Consider the following 18,739-nt stretch of genomic DNA (forward strand, 5'->3'; position numbering starts at 1 on the left):
TGGAAGTATCCCTCTATCAAGAAGCCATGTCTAAGACGAATTTTCTCGTAATTAAGTCAAATTTCGTATAAATAACAATATACATGCTAACAGTATAGCGGTTAAGATTTCGTTATAATTCCAATAGGATTTAGTTAAAATGCGACGGTCATTAAACATTACGCTACAACATGCAGATCTCTGCGATATAAATGAGGAATTGCTCAATGAAGCTTGATCCGCGCCTTGTGGTGCAGTTTGCGATAATCGCTGAGGAAGGTTCATTCACTCGAGCAGCTGAGCGTTTACATGTAGCTCAACCGTGGCTGTCTGCCCGATTGAAAAAGTTTGAGGAGCAGTTAGGGTTTCCCCTATTTACTCGGAACACACGTAATATTGCCTTAACCAAACAGGGCTACGAGCTACTTCAAGCAGCACGCGGCGTACACGCATCAATGATGCTGACCGAAGCTCTTGCGTCCCAATTGCAACATCGAGATGAGCGTCACCTTAGGCTTGGTTCTCCTCCTTACGGCAACCACATTGTTCGCAGACAAGAGCTGGTCGAACAATTTGCGTTAATTTATCCCGATATCAGTGTTGAACTCGATATTGGCTGGAGCTCAGGGCTGATTGATCGGGTTCTGAAGGGGGGTTTAGACCTTGCTTTTGTGTTGGGTGAAGTACACCATTCTGAAATTGAGACAATGTTACTCTGTGAGCTCAAGCTTGAACTACTGATGTCTGCCAATCATCCCCTCGCGAAGGTCAATAATCTGAAGCCTGCGGATCTTAAGGGCCAGACTATCGCAGTGTTTACACGAGCACTCCATCCGGAACTGTTTGATTCTATTTTCACTGGATTAAAAGCCGCAGGTGCCACGCTCGTTCAGTTTATCGAGTTCAATCAAGCACTCTTAGATCGTACTCACTCAGCGGAACCTACTATGGTGGCCAGCTTTGGACTGAGATATGACTACCTAAATGCTGCTAATATTATCGGAAAGACTCTCGATGAGAGTAACTCGATTCCTTTTTCCCTAATACGAAAGATTGGTCATGCGTCTGAGGAAAGTCAGCTTTTTTGGGATCTTTCACTTTAAGTCTGCAAAATCTAAAGGACAATCACAGTTTAATTTAGAAGAGCCTCAAAGTTTTACATAGTATTTATTTCTATTCTGGATCAGTTGAGTACTGTGTGATTAATGAAGGGCAGCCGAATAGTAGTATTAAACTAGCTTGGCTGCTGGATTTCAACATTTCAGTTCCCATCTCTATGCAATTGGCTGATCAGCCTGAGAGGCAGGTCAAACAAGAACATGTTAATGTTATACGTTAATAACGAACAGGCTTACTGGCATCTTATAAGTAAGATAGGAAATGTTGACATTCAAAATAATTTAAACCAACTTGCTTAAATATTAAATTTTGCGAGTTATATTATTACCATCAATTTTCTGCATTTTTTCTTATCGCATATAAACCCCAAATACCTTAGACTTAATCATATTAAATTTAAGGGGACTCAAAGTGGCATTCACCATTACTTATCTTTTGTTTTTTGCTTTTTTATTACTCGTTCTTGCTTATTGGAGTTTTTCAGCGCTACTCCCTAAATCGCCGCCAACCAGCCTTAGCTGCCTTTTTGCTAGGACAATCATTGGTGCTGTTTTGGTCATAGCTGCTTTATATGTGATTATTGTTGTTACCTCAATCTCTATCTAACCGATTATAATAAGGTTACTTTACCGAGAGTGTCGTTATTTCCAATAGCGCAGAATAGGAAAAAACAGGGTCTATAGGCATAAAGATAATAAATGTTAACCAACCTATGTTTACCATATCATAAGCAAAATTAATATACATAATATCTCCTTGTATTTGGCAACGGTATTTCACTGTATTAAAGTAATTAAAACAATAAGACAAACACTGAATTAATCATTTATATCTCGATTAATAGTCAATAATACGTAAAATTAAGGAGTGGGAAGTAGAAAATAATATTAACGACTGGATGCACTATGATGAAAAAAATTAATATTATATAAAGATGAAATATTCAGGCTATTTTAAAATATCGCACAATATTCTCTAATAGAAGAAAGTATACTAAATTTTATACGTTTTTAATCATTGATTCCTTACATGTGATAGAGCATCCCATATTAATATTTGTTCAGAATACAATTACGACAGTTTTAAGTTCATAGTTGATACAAATGTATTTGTATCTAAAATTAACAGTGAATGATTAGAATTATTTAGTCAACTAATTGATTTATATAAACAGCAATCAAAAAGTGGCACTGACTGCGCCACTTTAGCTTCAATAATTACTTATGAGATACGATACCACCCCATTAACATAATATAGGCGTTGGTTACTGTAATTACAGCAGCACTACCTTTATTACCTGTTGTACCTGATAGAGTGTGATTGTGAGCACCAATCGCGACTGTATGCGTATGAGCGCCAGCTAATCCCATCGCAGATTGATTAATGGCTCGTCGATTGTTATTACCCCGCCCGAAATTACCTGATCCCGAACCTGCATCATCTGCAATAACACTATGATTGTGATTACCATTCGAGTTTGTCGTTTTCGTCCCATAATCAAAACTACTGGTTGTTGCTGAGAAGCTATGATTATGTGCAGGTAATTGTGCTTCCGTTAACTTAATCGAATCACTACCACCACTACTTAACACGTTATTACCACTCGAATTGGCTAATCGAATCGTTTTATTTTCACCAATATATTGCCACTTCGTGCCAGGAAATAATGTATTTGGGTTTTTATTTTGAGCAAACCACACCACAATACCAACTGGGTAAATTGTATTAAGATTAACCGCATTTTGTAAGGCGTCAGTCACTGCTTTTTGACTCATGACCGCCGTTGTTGAACTGCCCGTTGCCTGAACAACACTGCTGATATTAAGCTTAGTATTTAGGCCGTTAGTTAAAGCACTATTCGTCGCATAATCCCCCGCAGGCTGATAACTGCCTTTGGGTTGATATCGCCCATCTGCTTCTGCTTTGGTGTAGCTTTCCCCCTTAAGTGCGTAGTTCCCAGCAGGGGCATAGTTACCTTTAGGTTGATAAAGAGTATCGGACTCCACTTTTGAATAGCTATAACCAGCAGGAAGATAATTACCTAATGGCTGGAAACGCTTGTCGGATTCGGTTTTATTATAAACATTGATATCGCTGGCAGTTAAATCTGCTTTTAATTCATGCCATGCTGCTCCAGCAGCTGGTTCATTGCTATTATTCTCAACTTTCGACTGCCATGCCTTATTTTTATGATAAACAATGGCGCGGATCGGGTATGGTTTAGCTTCTGCTGCCCATTTAGGCAGCCCCAAACTTTGCAGCTCACCAATCGCCTCCGTAATATCGTGAAACATACCGTTCATCTTTTCACGTTCAATATCTTTCGCCGCAGGGTCCGTTATTTGGTCGCGCTCATAATCATAACTATAGCCCTGCGTGTAAGATACTGCGCCATCCGCTTGTACATCATCAGGAATAGAAGTTCTGTCCCCTTGTGTTGCAAAGGGGATTTTAAATATTTTTGTCATGGATTTTATGCTCCGAAATTACTACTGAGGAAGTTTTTACGATGTTGGCCGTGACCGAACGATTTCTTCGTCACGATACGATATTTAACCCCAACCCCAGATGGGCGAGGCATTAGGTCAAAATTTTCAAGAAGCACCCGTAAACGTTCGTCAGGATTGAAACTAAACACATAATACAGATAACTCATATCCAGCGGGTCTAGCACGAACACTTTGCTATCTGCTTGCCAGAAAAACTGTTTAAGGAACTGATTTATATTGGTAACCGTTGGGCTTCGCGTCAGGTTAAAATAACGCATACGCACAACCAGACGCTTTTGCTCAACTGTCAGGGATAAGGTGTAATCGGTATTACGCCGAAAATTAGCGTTAAAATTGGCTTTCTTTTTGCCAAAACCAAAACCAATTTTCGTTATATCACTAGGAGAAACATCAATCCCCAGTGGTACATCAAGAATACGTGCCCAAATATTTAAACCTAACTCATTAGCGGTATCAATATTGAACACATCACGATACCAACCACTCCAAAACTGCGTTGTCGCACGTTCAAAGTAATTCGCTTTATATTGTGCTAATGCCTTAAGATTTTCAGCATCTTCATACTGCCAAAGAATGGCACGCAATAAATCTGAATGGAAATCAAACGATTGGATTTTCGTCATACCATCACCACTTGTACTGCACTGCGTTTGATTCTTGCCACCTCATTCATATTTATTTTATAGTTATTCGATGACCAAGCTTTGCCATCGGTTGAAAGCTCAACATGCGTAATAAATAAGCGAGGCTCAACCGCATTAATACCCGCTGATATTTCAAATGGCGAAACATCTCGCCCAACCACTAAACCCCCCTCACCATCGATATCCCCATTAGCCCATGACTCAACCGCAGCTGGGATAATGGTTTGTGCATCAACGGTAGCTTTTTTTACTGTCACACGACAAAACAACACAATCTCTTTCGCCCGATCAAACTTAACGGGATAAGTTTGGCCGCTGATTGTGTCTAAAACATTAACTTCTTCATTGCCATTAAAAGCTGCTCCTAGCGTTTTTGTACGTAATAGCGAACGAGCAATCGCATCTTTATCTCCCCCTTCAACACACACATAAATACTATGAGGCACTAGGGTGATCCCCTCAAAAACCATCGGCTGACTGGTATGATTTTCTCTATAAGCAAGGGAACGCACACCTTCTAGTTCATATAATGCAGAGGTAATCGCTTCACCCACGCTGACCGTGTTCTTAGCTAATGTCTGCTTACGCCGCCGCCTTGCCTGTAAGTCTGATTCCGCATTTCTCCCCAGTATTGCATTACTCGGGTTATAAACGGTTTCCCAACCTAATACGGAGCTAGCCACTTTATTCAGTTGCCCAATCCCACACTCAATCGCCCCCGTTTTAATGGCGCGCATATCCCCTGTAATAGTGCCATCCTTACCAATAATCAGAGTGTTGGTGGTTTCAAATAAATCACCACTCAGCGTTGCTGCTTGCGACCCTTTAGGGATCAAGGTGTCGGCAGTACCGGTGAATTTAACCTGTGTCAAAAATGAATGGGTCGCATCAAAACGCTGACCGCCCATTAACGCCCATATTGCATCGAGAAATATACCACCGGCTAAATCAGGGTTAATTTGATTGGCTAGCTCGGCATTATTTCGTGCGATTGCATCCCGATTCTCAACTTCCATGGTGATAAGTGCACCTTGCGGCGTTTCAGGTGACACATCGAGTTGTTGACCAAAGAGGTTTTTAAATTCATTTTCGACCTCATCACGTAAAGTGCTGGTATCAGGCACAATGACACCTTGTGATGTAATATATTGATAATCAGCCATTAAGTGTTATCTCCCCATAAATAGTTTGGATCACCGCGGTATAATTCAATGTGTTATCCGCCATCACTGCCGAAAATGACACCACGGAGGTCACATCATCCAGTTCCCCCATTCGGCTGCGAAAAGCAGACTCAAACAAAGGCACGTCCACTTGCCGCCCAAAGGTTGTTTTCCAATACGGGAGCCCCGAATTTAGCTTATGTAACATTTCACCGCGTATCGCTTTGGCGTAATGCTCGCAACGGTTTTGCGTTGCTTTTTCAGCGTTTGCTATCGCTAAGTCGCCACTACTGCCAATATAAATATCGTTATTGTCGTTAACATCGAAGGTCATCATATTGGGGCTCCTGTGTTGCTATTACCGCTTTGAATACCACTATGTTTATGCGTTGAGCCAATATCCTTACCATTATGTTTCATCGTGCCACCGTTTGAGTCGCTGTTTCCATTCACCGCCTGGTTACCATTGATCGTGACATTACCGTTAAAGGTGGTTTCAGGCACATTAACCTCAAAAATGGGTGAATCTAATACAGCTTTTCCTTCATGTAATGACAAACATACTGAGCCATCCATAGACTGAATGACTAGCGCATCGGTATTTTTTCCATCAATCAGCCAGCCTTTAAGTGTGTCCGGATAAAACATAGCATCACTAAAAGTATGTAAGCGCGCTGTATTCGGTTCATCTTCTAAACCGCCCCGTTGAAAGACTAAGCTGATATCGCGGTCATTGGCTTTGAGCCAACCAAAATCCCCTGCTTTAATGGGCATTCGGATAAAAAAACCTCCTCCTCCAAAGCGGAAAACCGGGATGTTCGCTACCGAAGCACGCCCAATTTTTTTCCCCTCGGTAGAAACCATCATCACTAACGGTTTGATAACAGCTCGATTGGTTTTATCGTTATAACTCACCACTGTAGCCGGTAGCATGTCATCAATATTCATCAATAAGTTACGAAACGCAGCCATAAACTGCCCTGCCAAGCTGCCTTCGCTAGCAATATCATTATTTGGTTGGTTCATGGTTTATACTCTTTTGCAGATCGCTTGATAAAAGAAAGGGTCGTCATGGGAAGCAATATCGAACTTGAGTTGCTCAATAATATAATCACCGTTTAAAGCAGGGTTAAACTGACTTTCAAGGCGTAACATTCCCCCCAATATGGAGCCACTATCAATCAAATAAGTGACATCGACGCCTTTTTCATTAGCTTTAGGAATACCTACCATGCCTGTTTTTTGATTGAGAATACGCAGACGGCCGTTTAATGCTTTATCCCTATCTTTCACATAGAGAGTGTCATCATCAATAAACGCTTTAACATTCGCGGCATCTTGTAACCGCTCCACTTGCTTTAACGCGGAGCCACAAAAATACCAATTAGCAATATTCTTATCGGTAGCCTGGAAATCCAATTTAACGCCACAATCTTGGGCGATATTCTTGGCTAGTTCACTCATTTTGCTCATGGCACCGGCCGATGAAGACACGATATCCCGTGCGTTACCATTGTTAGTTTTCGCTTTTAAGGTGAGAGTTACCTCTGGCGGAGAGGCAATTTCTGCGCTGACGATATCCCCGACATAAATGCGAAATACCCCCGTACTAACGCGCCCTGCTTCTAAAATTAATCGGTGTGGTTTTTTCGCTTTAGCATATGGGCTGGTTTCCGTAAGTAACATATTGCGCGTATCCGCATTCAATCCGTCAATATTCACCGTACATTCATTTTGTAACGAATTAGCATACTTGGTGCCATTAGCACGAATACGCAGCCCTTCATACCACTGTAGTCGCTCATTGACTTCAATGCCGATACGAATACGGCGTAAATCAATCATCGTCATTCCCCCACCACACCAGATAGTGAGATTTTCCAAACTGTTCCCACCACGGGTATTCATCATTATCAGTGATAAACACAAAATTGCCGCCAGCAGATAGATAGCGATAAGGGATCAAAGGTTGATTAGGTATAGCTCGAATGCCTCGCAATAAAACGACATCATTGCGTTTAATATCACAACAGATTGTATTTCGTGCCACCTTGAAAGTGAGTTCCCATTCCTCTCCGCTAAGGCTAATGCGTACGCGTTGATTCGGTACAGTATTTAATGGAATTTCTTGCATTATCCTCCCCCTAGTTTTAAATCACCGTCGACCATTTTTGCCGCTGTCGATTTTTTCTTTTGGTCAGATACTGTGACCGTTTGAACTTTCCCTCGATTTACTGTGCTAGATTGCTCTTTTTTAGTCACTTTTCGTGGCGGTAAATCCCCATACTCAGGCTCAACCGTTCGCCACTCAGTAAAACGTAAAGTGAGCTTAATTGCGTCTGCCATATCTGGAATTTCAGTGTGATTGAAATTGACTAACAGCATGGGTTGATAAGTTTTAACGCGAGTCTGAACCCCCACTAATTGATGTTTATCATAAGCTTGCTGCATGATTTCAAAGGTGCTTTTCATCTCGCCAGTCAGTATGAGATCCATGCTAATCTCAACGGGTTGCTCCACAATATGGTCACTGCGCGTTTCTCCTGATTCAACCGCAAACTGTGTTGCTTTATGTCCATCGCTCACATTAATTTGCATTGGATTAACCGTTTCAAATAATGCCGTGAAATTATCTGTATTGAATATTTTAACTTCAGTGATCATTTGCCTAGCCCCGAATTCATTTGATGACCAAGGTCTTGGCAATGAGAGGCAATAGCATCCTTGCTATCTCTCGCCATACCTTGAGCATCTGTAGCTTGTGTTTCCACTTTAATCTCACCAATTGAGATGTTAGTTTCATTGGTCGAGTTGGATGTGTTATTTATAGCCTGACTGGTCATTGAGTTTAGTGGATTAGATGAAATGCTACTTATGTAGTGATTTGCCCCTTGCAGCAGTTTCATCGCATCCTCTTCCGATAACTGAGGCGATTCTGGCAGTCGGTGTTCAATCGTACCGTCCGCTGACATTTTACGTTCAACCGTTTGGGTGACTTCGGCATCATCAAAACCAAACCAACCTTTAACTGTGCTCCAACCTTTTTTAATGGCATCAAGACCGTCATTGATCCAGCCAAGGTACTGCTTAATTTGAGCCCAAAGCCATTTAAAAATCCCGACAACGGCATCAGAAGCAGTATCAAACACATCTTCAAACGCCTTACCCCAGACTGAAAGCCCATCAATAAATTCATTAAGCCATGTCCACAGTTGTTTAACACCACCAATAATCAAATTAAAGGCAGTAACAGCCGCATCGGAAACTGCGTTAGAGACAGCAATAATAAAGTCAAAATACGCTTTAAAGGCTTCCCATAACGCCATAATCACCGTTTTTAAGGCAGGGTATTTATCCAATATGCGACCTATCATGGAATCATTACCGTCAATAAAATTCATGATATCGTCATAAACCAGTGCGAAGGCAGCGGCAAGGAGCACGACAACTGCGCTAATCGCTAAGATAGGCCACATAGCGGCTAATGTTGATATTCCTGCGGCAGATGCTGCGGTACCAATGGCAATAAAAAACCCCGTAACAAAACCTTGATTGTCACGGCAAAAATCTACAAAAGCTTCTCCCCAAGCAAGCACTTGGGTAAGTGCAGGTAAAGCCGCATTCATAATGCTGACCATCACACTATTAAATACCGTTTTTAACCCGCCAGTCACTTGCTTGTATTTTTGCGCTTGTAATACTAATTCCTTAGTTACGACGCCATTTTCTTTTTGCTTTTTGGTTAATGCTTCGAGTTCAGTCCGCCCTTTTAAGATGGATTCAATGATTTTATTATCGGTAATACCGACTTCTTTAATGCGCAATATGGCTTCTTTTTTGCTCAGTCCTTGTACGGCATCTGATAAACGATACACCCCTTCCATCGCATCAATAGAATCACCTTGCATATCTTTTAAGCTGATTTTTAAACTGTTAAATACCTCAGCTTTGCCCGACGACGTATCTTGTAAGGCTACACGGATACTGTTAGACATATCCATCAAGGTATCGCGGGCCCCTTGTGCATCTCCTCCCATCGACGTGACTACCTTGCCAAAAGCATCAACCACTTCAACGGGCAAATTTAATGCATCTGCTGATTGCGATAATAAATTAATGTCTTCAGCAGCCGACTGAATAAAGGAGGCAATATGACTAATGGTTAATCCCCCCCCAAACATATTGGCTATTTTGCCTAAAAACCCAGATAGTGAGTGGGCTGCTTTATCATAATGGTTCGCCACACCATCGGCTGATTTAGCAAGCTGATCATTGTTATTAGCAAGATTTTTCGCTTCGTTTGCCGCCTTACTCGTCACCATGACCTTATCAGCCAATGAACCTTCCGTGCGTTGAATATTAGATTCCAACGCTTGTATGCCGGTGACCAATTTCTTGTTGTTTTCAATAGAAAGCACATTTGATTGATGAAGTGATTTGACATATTCAAGATAGTTTTTCATTTCATCCAAATAGGCCACCATTTCTTTTTTAGGCGCATCAAGGTGGAGCTCTACTTTTGCACTCTGCGCCCCCACTTGCAGTGACAAAGTTACTTGGGAAAGAAAATCGGTTAACGAAGCGATCCCGCCTTTTGCATTTTCGCTGACTCGTTTCATATCGGCGATAATGTCATCCGTAGAACGCCGGATTTTTTCAAAGGCACTATCCGCTTGCTTTGTATCAAACTCAAAGACTTGAACAAACGTATCCATTAACGACATAAATCACCTTTTTTAGACATAAAAAAACCGCCTGAGAGGCGGTTTAAATTGTTATATATGGCAATTATTCCTTCAATTGTGTGAGCAGTTGTTCTAAATACTCTGCCTTCACTAAAACTGACGTAATCTTGCCACTTTCAATCATCGAATTAGAAACATCTGATAATCTGAGTTTAATCTCTTTGGCTTCAATTTTAACTCTGCCTATTGAGATCGGTGAATTTTTAGACTCTATACCGGTCATATATACACCAATTGCTGCAATGTTCGGAATGGGTTGTTTCCCTTTTTCCAAAACCAGCGTCATCGCAAGATTTAATTCGCCAGGAGAGGTTTTCTTTGCACTTGCTAATCTCTTTGCTGCATCATCGTCTAAAACAATACCTGCATAAGTAATTTTATTAGAGAAAACATAAATTTCAGTATCTACTGTTTTTGCTTCCCCAACAAAACTACCAATACCAACTGGTACAGAAAAACTAGCATAAGAATTAAACTTCTGCTTATAACATTCTTTAAATTCAACGGTTTTAAATATAGTGGGAAGCTTTTCCTTTATCTGGATTAAGCTCTTAGACTCTTTTCTCGAATCCTCAAAGTCATTACATGAAGGAACCTCTACATTAATATTTCCCTGCACTATTTTGTGATCTAAGGAAAGAAGATCGTCCGTATTAACTTTAGCCACCACATCCACTTTACAACCAGAAAGTAATACGATAGCCGCTAATACTGCAATAGACTTTTTCATATATTCACCAATAAGTTAATGACATATTAAGTAAAGCACACTATGGAGAACTTTAAAGTCATATCACTCATTTCTGTGATGTTGCTAAAGCTTCGTTATAACGATTCGTGATAGCAATTTCCCACAGATCCAGTGCTTCTTCTAAATCTACTGAGTTTTTGAGTTCGGTGAAGGTGGCGAGTCGCTCGCTGATGATGACGGCAAAGAAGCCATCAGCGTTTTTATAATCGACGGGAGTGAACCACTTACCTTGCTGAGTAGGTAATGGAGGAAACCTTGACTCCCGTCGTTGCCGAAAAAACTGGTGTTATATTTCAGCATTTCCAACTCTAGGCGGATCAACGACTCACCATCAGGTATATGGTTATCAATCAATGTTTGGGTTTTAAGCAGAATTTCCTCATCATCGATAACTACACACACATAAGCCATCATTTTTAACATGGCTTCTTTGCTGACCTCATAGTCACCAATTTTAGGGGCATTAGATAATGGGTATTTGGCTAGGATTTCACGACCAACCGTAGCAGGTAACCGACTAATCACAAAAATTTTTTCAACGCCATCAACATCTTTGATGGCCACTTCTTTAGGCTTTATTAACATGGTAAATACCGATAAAAAAGGCGGGATTCCCCGCCATAAATGGATGAAAAATTAACGTACGCGTGTACTGTCAAAATCCTGAAACACAAAGGTATAGGCTTTGGATTTCAAACGCCCTGCCGAGGCGGCTGAGTTGCCACGACTACCGTTCGTAATTTTGCCGTTACGCGCTGTCACCGTTGAACCATCACCATAAGATGCGACAAAAGTAATGACATCCCCTGCATGGCGACGACCTTTTTTGGCGATGTTGGCCTCGAACAAAATAGACAGGTTTTGGTCTTCTTCACTACCCGCTAATACGTTGATGGTGACCGTTTGTGGGGTCGGGGCAGACCAGCTCACCAAGTTGCCATTAATATCCATACCCGTTTGTGCAATATCCACCGCCGGTAAATCTAACGGGTCGGCATCATCCGCAAAAGAGGTAATTAAAATTCCCGCAGGAAAGGTTTTGCTCGCTTGAATAGTGAAACTCAAGCCTGTTGCAGAAATATCACTCATTATCAATTCCTTATACTAAGTTATGTGAGCCTTCGACTTTACGTACCCAATCACCCTTTCCGTAAATCAGCACGTATTTCATGACGTATTCAGGTAAACCATTTTCCCCTGTACTTTCAACAATCTGTGCGTTGTACCAATAACCTTTGTCCTGCACGTCATACCATGCAAGGTCATCCCCAGACGCATCAGCAATCGCCAATATTTGTACTTCAGTCAGCGTTTTACCCGCTAAAATTGTGCCGTTATCCAATGCCTTAGTAACAGCCCCTGCAATAACCATCAGTGCACGAGCTTCACCATCTTTGTTGGCTGGTACACCGCGAGTCGCGAGTAACACACTAAACCATTGCTGCGCAATATAAGCTTTTAACCACTGCTCATTGGCATGCACACTCATATCCAGCGGGTTCGATGGCCCGCCACACAGAAAACCACGTTGATAAAAGCGAATCTGTGAACCAGCAACCGCGGTTTGACCGTAGTAGTTCACACGAAGCTTATCGTAGCGATCCGCATCTTTATCGGTAGTGACTTGGGCAGGAAACGCAATACTAAACTGGCGGAACATGTAATTTGTCGTCGCATTAGTGCGGTCGTAATCCGTTGCCGCCATAACTGCCATGGGTAGGGCTTGGATAAAGAAACTATCATCCGTTTTGAGGTTTAACCCAACAGAAGCCGTTCCCATCAAGGCTGCACTAAAATCTTCAACCTTATTTTTACTAACATTAAGGTGTAACTGGTACTTGACGTTTTCACCCGAAACATACTGAGCTAAAGCAACCGCTTGTTCTAATGGCATTTCGTCAAGGAATGTCGCGCTACCAAACGAATCTGAAACTTGCTCGGCAACAATGAAAGCCTCTAAAGGCGTTTGCGCGGGATTCCCCTCCGATGCCGTACCGGAAGAAAGCCCCATGGCTTCAGCCAGCGCAGAATACTCGACACTTATCGATGCACTTTCCTGAACACCGCCACTGAGTTCAAACGCGCTTTCCAGTGCATTAAACGTCAGATAGCTACTGGAAAACTGCGGTTCACTCTCAGCATTAAGCTTGCTTTGAATTGTAGACGCGATATCCGAATACGATTTTGCTTCTGATAAATCAATATCTTTATAGCTTTTAGTTACAGCCCCTATCGTGACCGATAGCGTGCCATCGGTAATGATTTTTAAATCCACTAATGCGGCCGCTTTTGCACCAAAGAGCGTAGGCGCACGCCCTACTGGCTCATAGGCGGCAATTTGTAATTCTTTGGGTTTACTGACTGGTGCAGGGCTGACATAGCTAAAATATTGCCGCGCAAAGTGAGCCTCTGGCGCATCAATACCTAATAGCTCATCGACTTGGCCACTGGTAAATTCCAATACTTTACCCGTAGGAATTTTCGGGTTGGTGGAAAATAAACGTGCAGTCAGTTTGCGCATCGGAACAGCAGACGCACCAATGACCGCCGATGCAATATCAACGTATCGTGTTTGTTTAATTGGCATAGTAAAAACCTTATATGCGGTGGAGATTAGGATACAACGCACTAATGGCCGCTGTATCAGGGAAGAGAGAACGTTTAAACGTCACATTAGCGGAGTCAGTAGGTCTGGCGGTTGTTCCATCATCCACGCGGGAGGTGGAATTGGTTTCGACTTTCGGACAACTGGCTCTGATGTACACCCGCTCAGGATTGCGCTCAGCAGCAATACGCAACTTATCAATTTCAGCATTTGCATTTGTTAGCTCTTGGATATGTTTAGTATCGAGTTTATGAAGCGCTTGAACGCGCTCTTGGTAATCTTCATTTATTTTAACTTGCTCAGCTAGTTCAACGAGTAGTTCAGCATTTTTGGTGTTTAGCTCACCTATCCTTTCGTGTTGTTTCCACATTCCCCATATGGCTACCCATGCAGCGATAAATAACAATGCTCTGACTTTATTCATGGCGGTTACCATAGAGAAGACTAATAATTAACTTGCTGACCTTTATAGTGGTCGATAGCTTTTTGGCAGCGTTTTTCTAAACTGGCTTTATCAATACTGCATGTGTTGTCTGTTAGACGATAAGCACCGAACGCAATCATTGCTATCGCAAATAGCACAATGCAAATTGCAGCGACTACAGGTTTCCATGACATATTGCAGCCTCCGCTTCTCTGCGGTTCACTAACCCGCGCCATACCTTGCCCCCCGCGTAAACCCATCTTTTTAGTTCTTCACAAGCACCGTATTGGTCACCTGCGTTAAGCTTTTTCAACATGGTCGACTTAGCAAATGCGCCAGTGCCAACATTAAAAGCAAATGAATAAAGCGCGGCTTTTGTATGCTCATCAACAGGGACTTTAACTAGGCGGTCTACCTGTAATTTGGTTCTCATAAAATCCAGCTCTAACAGCTCATTGCATTCTTCTTTGGTATAAGTTTTATTGGGAACAATATCTTTCCCTGTGTGCCCATAGCAGACCGTCAGTACACCAATAACATCCTCGTAGGGCTCATATCTAACCCCCTCATAATGCGCAATCACGGCTAAACCGATAGCCGAAGCCCCTGCACCAACAAGCACAGTGAGTTTTTGTTTGAGTGACATTAGATATCCTTAGGCGCTTTCGCCATAAGTTCGGCAGCTTTTCGTGCAGTGGCTGAGGGGTTTTGTGGGTCAGTTTTATTAACGAGTTCTTCAAATAAACGTGTTCGCTTTCGCTGCTCTCGTCGATTCATAAAAAAGGTAATAAGACCAAGAATAATGCTAAACGCCATCCCGATAATAAAGCCCCACTCATAAAGTGATAGACTTGCAAAGAATGCTGTAAGCCCAGCACTGCCGTAGGCTGCGTTGCTGTATTTATCCATACGCATGATTTCACCCCCTACGGAGTGCCTGAGGTTGAGTTAATAAAAAAGGCCACCTAAGTGACCTTGAAGAATTTAATAGAAAAGCAGCACACAATATACTAATTAAAATATTAGTTATACTCTGTCTCAATAATACCCGTTAAATTAAAGTCATAACTACCACCATTACCTTGTGTTTCTGCTAGCCTTATTAAACTAACTTCAACTGGGATTTCTGATGCTCCTGCTTTAGACTTAAACTCTAGTTTTTCATTGGGATTTAATATTTGACCATTTATTTTAGTTTTAACCCCAATATGGCTCGCTGTCGTTTGATATGCTGCACTAGAAAGTTTATGGGCAGCATCAGAAAAATAAACTTTAACATTAACATCCTGCATACATTGATAACTTACTCTGACAAACTCGGCTTGCGTTTCGTATCCAATATTTACATATGTTGGAATGGTATCAAAACCCAAATTAAAGCTCGACTCGCTTGTCAAATTACACGGAGGAACAACCTCTTCAAAAGAACCGTGAATGTGAAATTGTAACGGTGGATTTGCAGCAAAGCTTGAAAATGAGCAAGAAAAGATAGTGATAGCCATTATTTTTTTAAATTTGAAAATACTCACAATAAAAACATCCTTTTTTTAAATAAACAAGAAAGGAAATTATTACATTTAATAAATTAAAAGGCATGAATCTTAATATCAATTAAAAACTAACTATTAGAATAAAAAATTTAACCCACTCAATTTTAGCTTAATTTAAGAATTGCTATTTTATCCATAAAAAATTAACTAGAAATTAGCTTTTTACTATAGACAAAAAAAGCCGCACTAGGCGACCTCTTGAATATAAGCTATCCACAAGACTAGATCACTGAACTTGTAAGGGTTACCTTACATATTAGTCGGTTAAACATAGAAAATGGCATCACTGTCCCCTTTAAATTATGAAGTTTCATTTAAATGTTTTTTAATTTCTAGTGAACACTGCTTAGTGTTATTAACTTCAACTATCTTATGCATAACAGCTGGGTTTGAATCAAAAAAAACATTTAATTGGTTATCAAATCGCTTTGCAAAGCGAAGTAATTCAATGGTATTTAGAATCGTTTCCTTATGTCTTGTTTTTGTTATTTTTGCAAGTAGGTAACGCTTTATTATTCTTAACACACATATCCGATATGGGATCTTCAATCTAATAATCAAAGAGCAGTCTTCAAAGAATGGGAGCATCCGACGATCATACGCGCCTTCAACTATCCAATCTCTTTCCGATTTTATGGCAGAAACAAGTGAATTAATTATCTCAGGAGTATTTTTAATATATTCTCCACTCCTTTTATTCCAATATATATCATCATACGCATAAGTAGGGACATTCAGTTCAATGGCTAATTTTTTAGCTAACGTTGTTTTCCCTGCGCCAGAAATGCCTATAATGCAGACTTTCACTTAAAACCTCACTTATCGTGCTAAACCACAGAAGATCACAAAATAAAACCCTGCCGAAGTGAGGTTCTACTCTTAAGAAAACGAAACACTTGTTGAGGTTTTTAGATATAAAAAAACCCCGCAATCGCGAGGTTTTGAATTGGTAAAATGAGACATCGATTTACTTAATTAGGTATAGAATGTCCATTGTGGAAAAATAATAAACCAGCTTCGGACAAAATGCAAGCTTTTTACTGTTTATTTGATCAGTTTATTTTATCGCTTTGCTAAACGCCTGCTCTGCAATACTTTCCTCAATGAAACATTTGCTGGCCAATGTTTCATAAAACGGTTTCCAATTTCGGCGCCATGTTCTTTCGTTAAGCTCTGGTACCAAGTGCTTTATTGCATTATATGCGACAGATGAGGGAACGCGCTTAAAACCGAGGCCTGCACACCGTGGGCAATCTTTGAATACTGGGACGCCCTGTCGTTCTGTTTGTGCTTCATCCAGTACTTTCCCCCGCCCCTTGCATCGACAGCGCTGTGTTAACTGGCCTTTTCCCTTACATGACTGGCAAATCACTTTTTCAGTTTCCACGATCTCACGCTCAGTATTTGTATATCGTTTGGGCTTGTCCTTGGTAAAGGAGGAAAAGACAGCGTCTCTTGTTGAATATTTTGTTGTAGTGACTTGTTTATCAATCATCCCTTTGCCGCTACAGGTTGAACATGGGAAAACGGAACCTGCCGAACGAGCGTAGTCCTCAAATGCGATTTTGGCCAATATGATTAAACAATGACCTAGTTTTTTACCTGCAGCTTTTGCTACCAGCTTTGGGGTCTGTTTTTTCGCATATTGCGTCAAGGCTTCTATGGTAGAAATTTTATCCTCTTCGCTGACATCATTTTTAGCGAGAAAAGCCGTCATGCCAAACTTAGCCTGAGGATCAATCATCCCCATAGCAGCTATGATGTCCGTTCCAGTTAAACGGTCGGGTGATGTACTGCTCGCAGTATCGCTAAATATCGGTGATTTGGGGTGAAAGTTTTTCAGTGCATTTTCGAGTTTCATTGGTCTTGCCTCTAAATAAAATCTAATAACTGAGCTGCCACATTTTCAGCAACCTGTTGGGTGGGAATTTTACGAAATAAAATACAGTTCCAAAGTACATCGAGGGTGGCTTTGTAGAGTTCACCAAAAGCTAGGTCGTTCATTTTGGTAAAACTGATTAATTGGGTGATACGGCGTAGGCTGCCATCAGACATTTCAAAGGTTTCATAATGGCCCAATTGTTCTACTAACCAATAACGGAGAGCATTAAAGAATTTATCAATTGGAGTATTGTCGCCAATTGGCTGCCAATATTTATCCCCTAAATTGAGTATTGCGGAGTAGTTGCGATGGCGTCGTGAATCGCGGTCTTTCTTGAAATCAGCCGAAAGCACACCACCACACTTGATTTTGACGTGCATGAATTCCCTTGCTGGGCGGGAAGCCGAAACAAGAGAGCCGTTAGATATTTTGATAAAGCTATACTGTGCCATACTTTTTCTCTCAGTAGACACAGCGAGTATTTAGATTGGGTGTTCAAGCCAATAAATGGATTATACACAAAACACTGTTTAAATAAACAGTGTTTTGTGTGTTTAACCTACCTATTCCACAGTCGTCTATGATAACAACTTAGATATCCTATTGTTTCGTTTAGAGCCGAATAGCATCACAGTATGTCATCCATTCGAATCAAATTCGCATTCTTACAAGGCTCTCTACTGGCTCTACGTAATGCACAATTTCTTTGAAGCATTTTTACCCCCCTGCTTACCAAGAAATAACTCAGCCTCAGTAATGCCTGATTCTTTTTGCCGCTTACGTTATTCAGCTTTACGTTCTGTTACTGTTTTTTGTCATTGGCCTGCCACTTCATCTTAGTTTGGTTAATGCACTGAGCAATAACGCTCGATAGATAGCTCATCGACTCGAGCGCCACCAAGATTTGCCCAAAATACGATTGTTGAAAGTACATCTTTTTCGCTTGTTGCGACAAAAAGAGTTATGAAAGATTCTTGGTTCCATAAACCACTTGCTTTATAAACCGATTTTTTCATTTTCACTCCAACTAACGACATCTAATAACCTTATGACAAGACGGCCTTATATCCGTTATAAAATATATAACCATATGATGGGAGCGATTTTCTTTTTTCCAAGTGCATATATTTCAACTTTTAAGCGATGTATTAAACGATTAAAAGATAAATCAAATCACCTCACTTCGGGTTATAAAGAAAGTGGTCTAATAACCCGCTTGTTTTTGATGCCCAGCCAATGCCTTTACAACATTTTGGAATGGAGTTACCTTTGATGACTTAGCTGATATAGCCCTGTATCACGCCAATGGTTTGAGCAAATTCAGACTGATTAAGTTACTGTTATTTTTTAGGTAAATATTTAATCT

24 protein-coding genes are annotated in these 18,739 nt (G+C 41.0%); 2 read left to right on the top strand and 22 right to left on the bottom strand.

Going from position 1 to position 18,739, the window contains the following annotated elements; all coding sequences use genetic code 11:
* Nucleotides 1–206 precede the first annotated feature (206 nt).
* Complete coding sequence (locus RB151_RS14505) at nucleotides 207–1,082, top strand: LysR family transcriptional regulator (RefSeq protein WP_071548250.1); 876 nt, start codon at nucleotides 207–209, stop codon at nucleotides 1,080–1,082.
* A gap of 427 nt (nucleotides 1,083–1,509) precedes the next feature.
* Nucleotides 1,510–1,704, top strand: a complete 195-nt coding sequence (locus RB151_RS14510; protein ID WP_042844950.1) for a hypothetical protein — start codon at nucleotides 1,510–1,512, stop codon at nucleotides 1,702–1,704.
* A gap of 615 nt (nucleotides 1,705–2,319) precedes the next feature.
* On the opposite strand, the gene RB151_RS14515 is transcribed toward RB151_RS14510, so the two are convergent.
* The 22 genes from RB151_RS14515 to RB151_RS23485 form a co-directional block, all read right to left on the bottom strand.
* Nucleotides 2,320–3,567: a phage baseplate protein gene (locus RB151_RS14515; protein ID WP_071548251.1), complete on the bottom strand. Its 1,248-nt coding sequence runs from the start codon at nucleotides 3,565–3,567 to the stop codon at nucleotides 2,320–2,322.
* 5 nt (nucleotides 3,568–3,572) lie between these two features.
* Nucleotides 3,573–4,232, bottom strand: coding sequence for a DUF2612 domain-containing protein (locus tag RB151_RS14520; protein WP_071548252.1), 660 nt, complete (start codon nucleotides 4,230–4,232; stop codon nucleotides 3,573–3,575).
* Nucleotides 4,229–5,416, bottom strand: coding sequence for a baseplate J/gp47 family protein (locus RB151_RS14525; RefSeq protein WP_071548253.1), 1,188 nt, complete (start codon nucleotides 5,414–5,416; stop codon nucleotides 4,229–4,231). Before RB151_RS14525 ends, RB151_RS14520 begins: the two co-directional genes overlap by 4 nt.
* Nucleotides 5,409–5,753 carry a hypothetical protein gene (locus tag RB151_RS14530; protein WP_071548254.1) on the bottom strand — a complete coding sequence of 115 codons (345 nt, stop codon included), beginning with the start codon at nucleotides 5,751–5,753 and terminating at the stop codon, nucleotides 5,409–5,411. Before RB151_RS14530 ends, RB151_RS14525 begins: the two co-directional genes overlap by 8 nt.
* Nucleotides 5,750–6,442, bottom strand: a complete 693-nt coding sequence (locus tag RB151_RS14535) for a Gp138 family membrane-puncturing spike protein (protein WP_071548255.1) — start codon at nucleotides 6,440–6,442, stop codon at nucleotides 5,750–5,752. The genes RB151_RS14530 and RB151_RS14535 overlap by 4 nt, the downstream gene beginning before the upstream one ends.
* A gap of 3 nt (nucleotides 6,443–6,445) precedes the next feature.
* Complete coding sequence (locus RB151_RS14540) at nucleotides 6,446–7,261, bottom strand: baseplate hub protein (protein ID WP_071548256.1); 816 nt, start codon at nucleotides 7,259–7,261, stop codon at nucleotides 6,446–6,448.
* Nucleotides 7,254–7,550, bottom strand: coding sequence for a phage baseplate plug family protein (locus RB151_RS24375; protein WP_071548257.1), 297 nt, complete (start codon nucleotides 7,548–7,550; stop codon nucleotides 7,254–7,256). The genes RB151_RS14540 and RB151_RS24375 overlap by 8 nt, the downstream gene beginning before the upstream one ends.
* Nucleotides 7,550–8,080: a phage baseplate protein gene (locus RB151_RS14550; RefSeq protein ID WP_071548258.1), complete on the bottom strand. Its 531-nt coding sequence runs from the start codon at nucleotides 8,078–8,080 to the stop codon at nucleotides 7,550–7,552. The genes RB151_RS24375 and RB151_RS14550 overlap by 1 nt, the downstream gene beginning before the upstream one ends.
* Nucleotides 8,077–10,140 carry a hypothetical protein gene (locus RB151_RS24380; RefSeq protein ID WP_071548259.1) on the bottom strand — a complete coding sequence of 688 codons (2,064 nt, stop codon included), beginning with the start codon at nucleotides 10,138–10,140 and terminating at the stop codon, nucleotides 8,077–8,079. The genes RB151_RS14550 and RB151_RS24380 overlap by 4 nt, the downstream gene beginning before the upstream one ends.
* 64 nt (nucleotides 10,141–10,204) lie before the next feature.
* Nucleotides 10,205–10,891, bottom strand: a complete 687-nt coding sequence (locus RB151_RS14560) for a DUF7424 family protein (RefSeq protein WP_071548260.1) — start codon at nucleotides 10,889–10,891, stop codon at nucleotides 10,205–10,207.
* 147 nt (nucleotides 10,892–11,038) lie between these two features.
* Nucleotides 11,039–11,497, bottom strand: coding sequence for a hypothetical protein (locus RB151_RS14565; protein WP_071548261.1), 459 nt, complete (start codon nucleotides 11,495–11,497; stop codon nucleotides 11,039–11,041).
* A 51-nt stretch (nucleotides 11,498–11,548) separates the two neighbouring features.
* Nucleotides 11,549–12,001 carry a phage tail fiber protein gene (locus tag RB151_RS14570; protein WP_071548262.1) on the bottom strand — a complete coding sequence of 151 codons (453 nt, stop codon included), beginning with the start codon at nucleotides 11,999–12,001 and terminating at the stop codon, nucleotides 11,549–11,551.
* A gap of 10 nt (nucleotides 12,002–12,011) precedes the next feature.
* Nucleotides 12,012–13,499 carry a DUF3383 domain-containing protein gene (locus tag RB151_RS14575; RefSeq protein WP_071548263.1) on the bottom strand — a complete coding sequence of 496 codons (1,488 nt, stop codon included), beginning with the start codon at nucleotides 13,497–13,499 and terminating at the stop codon, nucleotides 12,012–12,014.
* 10 nt (nucleotides 13,500–13,509) lie between these two features.
* The gene (locus RB151_RS23735) at nucleotides 13,510–13,941 is read right to left on the bottom strand and encodes a lysis system i-spanin subunit Rz (protein WP_423810731.1); all 432 of its coding nucleotides are present in this window, start codon (nucleotides 13,939–13,941) and stop codon (nucleotides 13,510–13,512) included.
* A 20-nt stretch (nucleotides 13,942–13,961) separates the two neighbouring features.
* Entirely contained in the window at nucleotides 13,962–14,135 is a 174-nt protein-coding gene (locus tag RB151_RS23480; protein ID WP_167363357.1) for a hypothetical protein, read from the bottom strand.
* Nucleotides 14,117–14,587 carry a lysozyme gene (locus RB151_RS14585; protein ID WP_048607794.1) on the bottom strand — a complete coding sequence of 157 codons (471 nt, stop codon included), beginning with the start codon at nucleotides 14,585–14,587 and terminating at the stop codon, nucleotides 14,117–14,119. Before RB151_RS14585 ends, RB151_RS23480 begins: the two co-directional genes overlap by 19 nt.
* The gene (locus RB151_RS14590; protein WP_042844233.1) at nucleotides 14,587–14,856 is read right to left on the bottom strand and encodes an HP1 family phage holin; all 270 of its coding nucleotides are present in this window, start codon (nucleotides 14,854–14,856) and stop codon (nucleotides 14,587–14,589) included. The genes RB151_RS14585 and RB151_RS14590 overlap by 1 nt, the downstream gene beginning before the upstream one ends.
* Before the next feature lie 107 nt (nucleotides 14,857–14,963).
* On the bottom strand, nucleotides 14,964–15,470 hold the full coding sequence (locus RB151_RS14595) for a hypothetical protein (RefSeq protein WP_042844957.1): 507 nt from the start codon (nucleotides 15,468–15,470) through the stop codon (nucleotides 14,964–14,966).
* Between the two features lie 321 nt (nucleotides 15,471–15,791).
* Nucleotides 15,792–16,298: a hypothetical protein gene (locus tag RB151_RS14600; RefSeq protein WP_042844959.1), complete on the bottom strand. Its 507-nt coding sequence runs from the start codon at nucleotides 16,296–16,298 to the stop codon at nucleotides 15,792–15,794.
* Between the two features lie 250 nt (nucleotides 16,299–16,548).
* Nucleotides 16,549–17,352, bottom strand: a complete 804-nt coding sequence (locus RB151_RS14605) for an antitermination protein (RefSeq protein ID WP_048607795.1) — start codon at nucleotides 17,350–17,352, stop codon at nucleotides 16,549–16,551.
* Between the two features lie 11 nt (nucleotides 17,353–17,363).
* Entirely contained in the window at nucleotides 17,364–17,825 is a 462-nt protein-coding gene (locus tag RB151_RS14610; protein ID WP_042844962.1) for a DUF1367 family protein, read from the bottom strand.
* A 393-nt stretch (nucleotides 17,826–18,218) separates the two neighbouring features.
* Entirely contained in the window at nucleotides 18,219–18,389 is a 171-nt protein-coding gene (locus RB151_RS23485) for a hypothetical protein (protein ID WP_164975505.1), read from the bottom strand.
* Between the last annotated feature and the right edge of the window lie 350 nt (nucleotides 18,390–18,739).

The organism is Providencia rettgeri, from assembly GCF_001874625.1.
Lineage (GTDB): Bacteria > Pseudomonadota > Gammaproteobacteria > Enterobacterales > Enterobacteriaceae > Providencia > Providencia huashanensis.

Excerpts from the sequence above, each read along its gene's own strand:
- RB151_RS14575 (WP_071548263.1), bottom strand. The coding sequence starts at position 13,499 with ATGCCAATTAAACAAACACGATACGTTGATATTGCATCGGCGGTCATT.
- RB151_RS14585 (WP_048607794.1), bottom strand. The coding sequence starts at position 14,587 with ATGTCACTCAAACAAAAACTCACTGTGCTTGTTGGTGCAGGGGCTTCG.
- RB151_RS23480 (WP_167363357.1), bottom strand. The coding sequence starts at position 14,135 with ATGTCATGGAAACCTGTAGTCGCTGCAATTTGCATTGTGCTATTTGCG.
- RB151_RS24375 (WP_071548257.1), bottom strand. The coding sequence starts at position 7,550 with ATGCAAGAAATTCCATTAAATACTGTACCGAATCAACGCGTACGCATT.
- RB151_RS14605 (WP_048607795.1), bottom strand. The coding sequence starts at position 17,352 with ATGAAACTCGAAAATGCACTGAAAAACTTTCACCCCAAATCACCGATA.
- RB151_RS14535 (WP_071548255.1), bottom strand. The coding sequence starts at position 6,442 with ATGAACCAACCAAATAATGATATTGCTAGCGAAGGCAGCTTGGCAGGG.
- RB151_RS14530 (WP_071548254.1), bottom strand. The coding sequence starts at position 5,753 with ATGATGACCTTCGATGTTAACGACAATAACGATATTTATATTGGCAGT.
- RB151_RS24380 (WP_071548259.1), bottom strand. The coding sequence starts at position 10,140 with ATGTCGTTAATGGATACGTTTGTTCAAGTCTTTGAGTTTGATACAAAG.
- RB151_RS14505 (WP_071548250.1), top strand. The coding sequence starts at position 207 with ATGAAGCTTGATCCGCGCCTTGTGGTGCAGTTTGCGATAATCGCTGAG.
- RB151_RS14525 (WP_071548253.1), bottom strand. The coding sequence starts at position 5,416 with ATGGCTGATTATCAATATATTACATCACAAGGTGTCATTGTGCCTGAT.
- RB151_RS14565 (WP_071548261.1), bottom strand. The coding sequence starts at position 11,497 with ATGTTAATAAAGCCTAAAGAAGTGGCCATCAAAGATGTTGATGGCGTT.
- RB151_RS14560 (WP_071548260.1), bottom strand. The coding sequence starts at position 10,891 with ATGAAAAAGTCTATTGCAGTATTAGCGGCTATCGTATTACTTTCTGGT.
- RB151_RS23735 (WP_423810731.1), bottom strand. The coding sequence starts at position 13,941 with ATGAATAAAGTCAGAGCATTGTTATTTATCGCTGCATGGGTAGCCATA.
- RB151_RS23485 (WP_164975505.1), bottom strand. The coding sequence starts at position 18,389 with ATGAAAAAATCGGTTTATAAAGCAAGTGGTTTATGGAACCAAGAATCT.
- RB151_RS14590 (WP_042844233.1), bottom strand. The coding sequence starts at position 14,856 with ATGCGTATGGATAAATACAGCAACGCAGCCTACGGCAGTGCTGGGCTT.
- RB151_RS14540 (WP_071548256.1), bottom strand. The coding sequence starts at position 7,261 with ATGATTGATTTACGCCGTATTCGTATCGGCATTGAAGTCAATGAGCGA.
- RB151_RS14520 (WP_071548252.1), bottom strand. The coding sequence starts at position 4,232 with ATGACGAAAATCCAATCGTTTGATTTCCATTCAGATTTATTGCGTGCC.
- RB151_RS14610 (WP_042844962.1), bottom strand. The coding sequence starts at position 17,825 with ATGGCACAGTATAGCTTTATCAAAATATCTAACGGCTCTCTTGTTTCG.
- RB151_RS14550 (WP_071548258.1), bottom strand. The coding sequence starts at position 8,080 with ATGATCACTGAAGTTAAAATATTCAATACAGATAATTTCACGGCATTA.
- RB151_RS14570 (WP_071548262.1), bottom strand. The coding sequence starts at position 12,001 with ATGAGTGATATTTCTGCAACAGGCTTGAGTTTCACTATTCAAGCGAGC.
- RB151_RS14515 (WP_071548251.1), bottom strand. The coding sequence starts at position 3,567 with ATGACAAAAATATTTAAAATCCCCTTTGCAACACAAGGGGACAGAACT.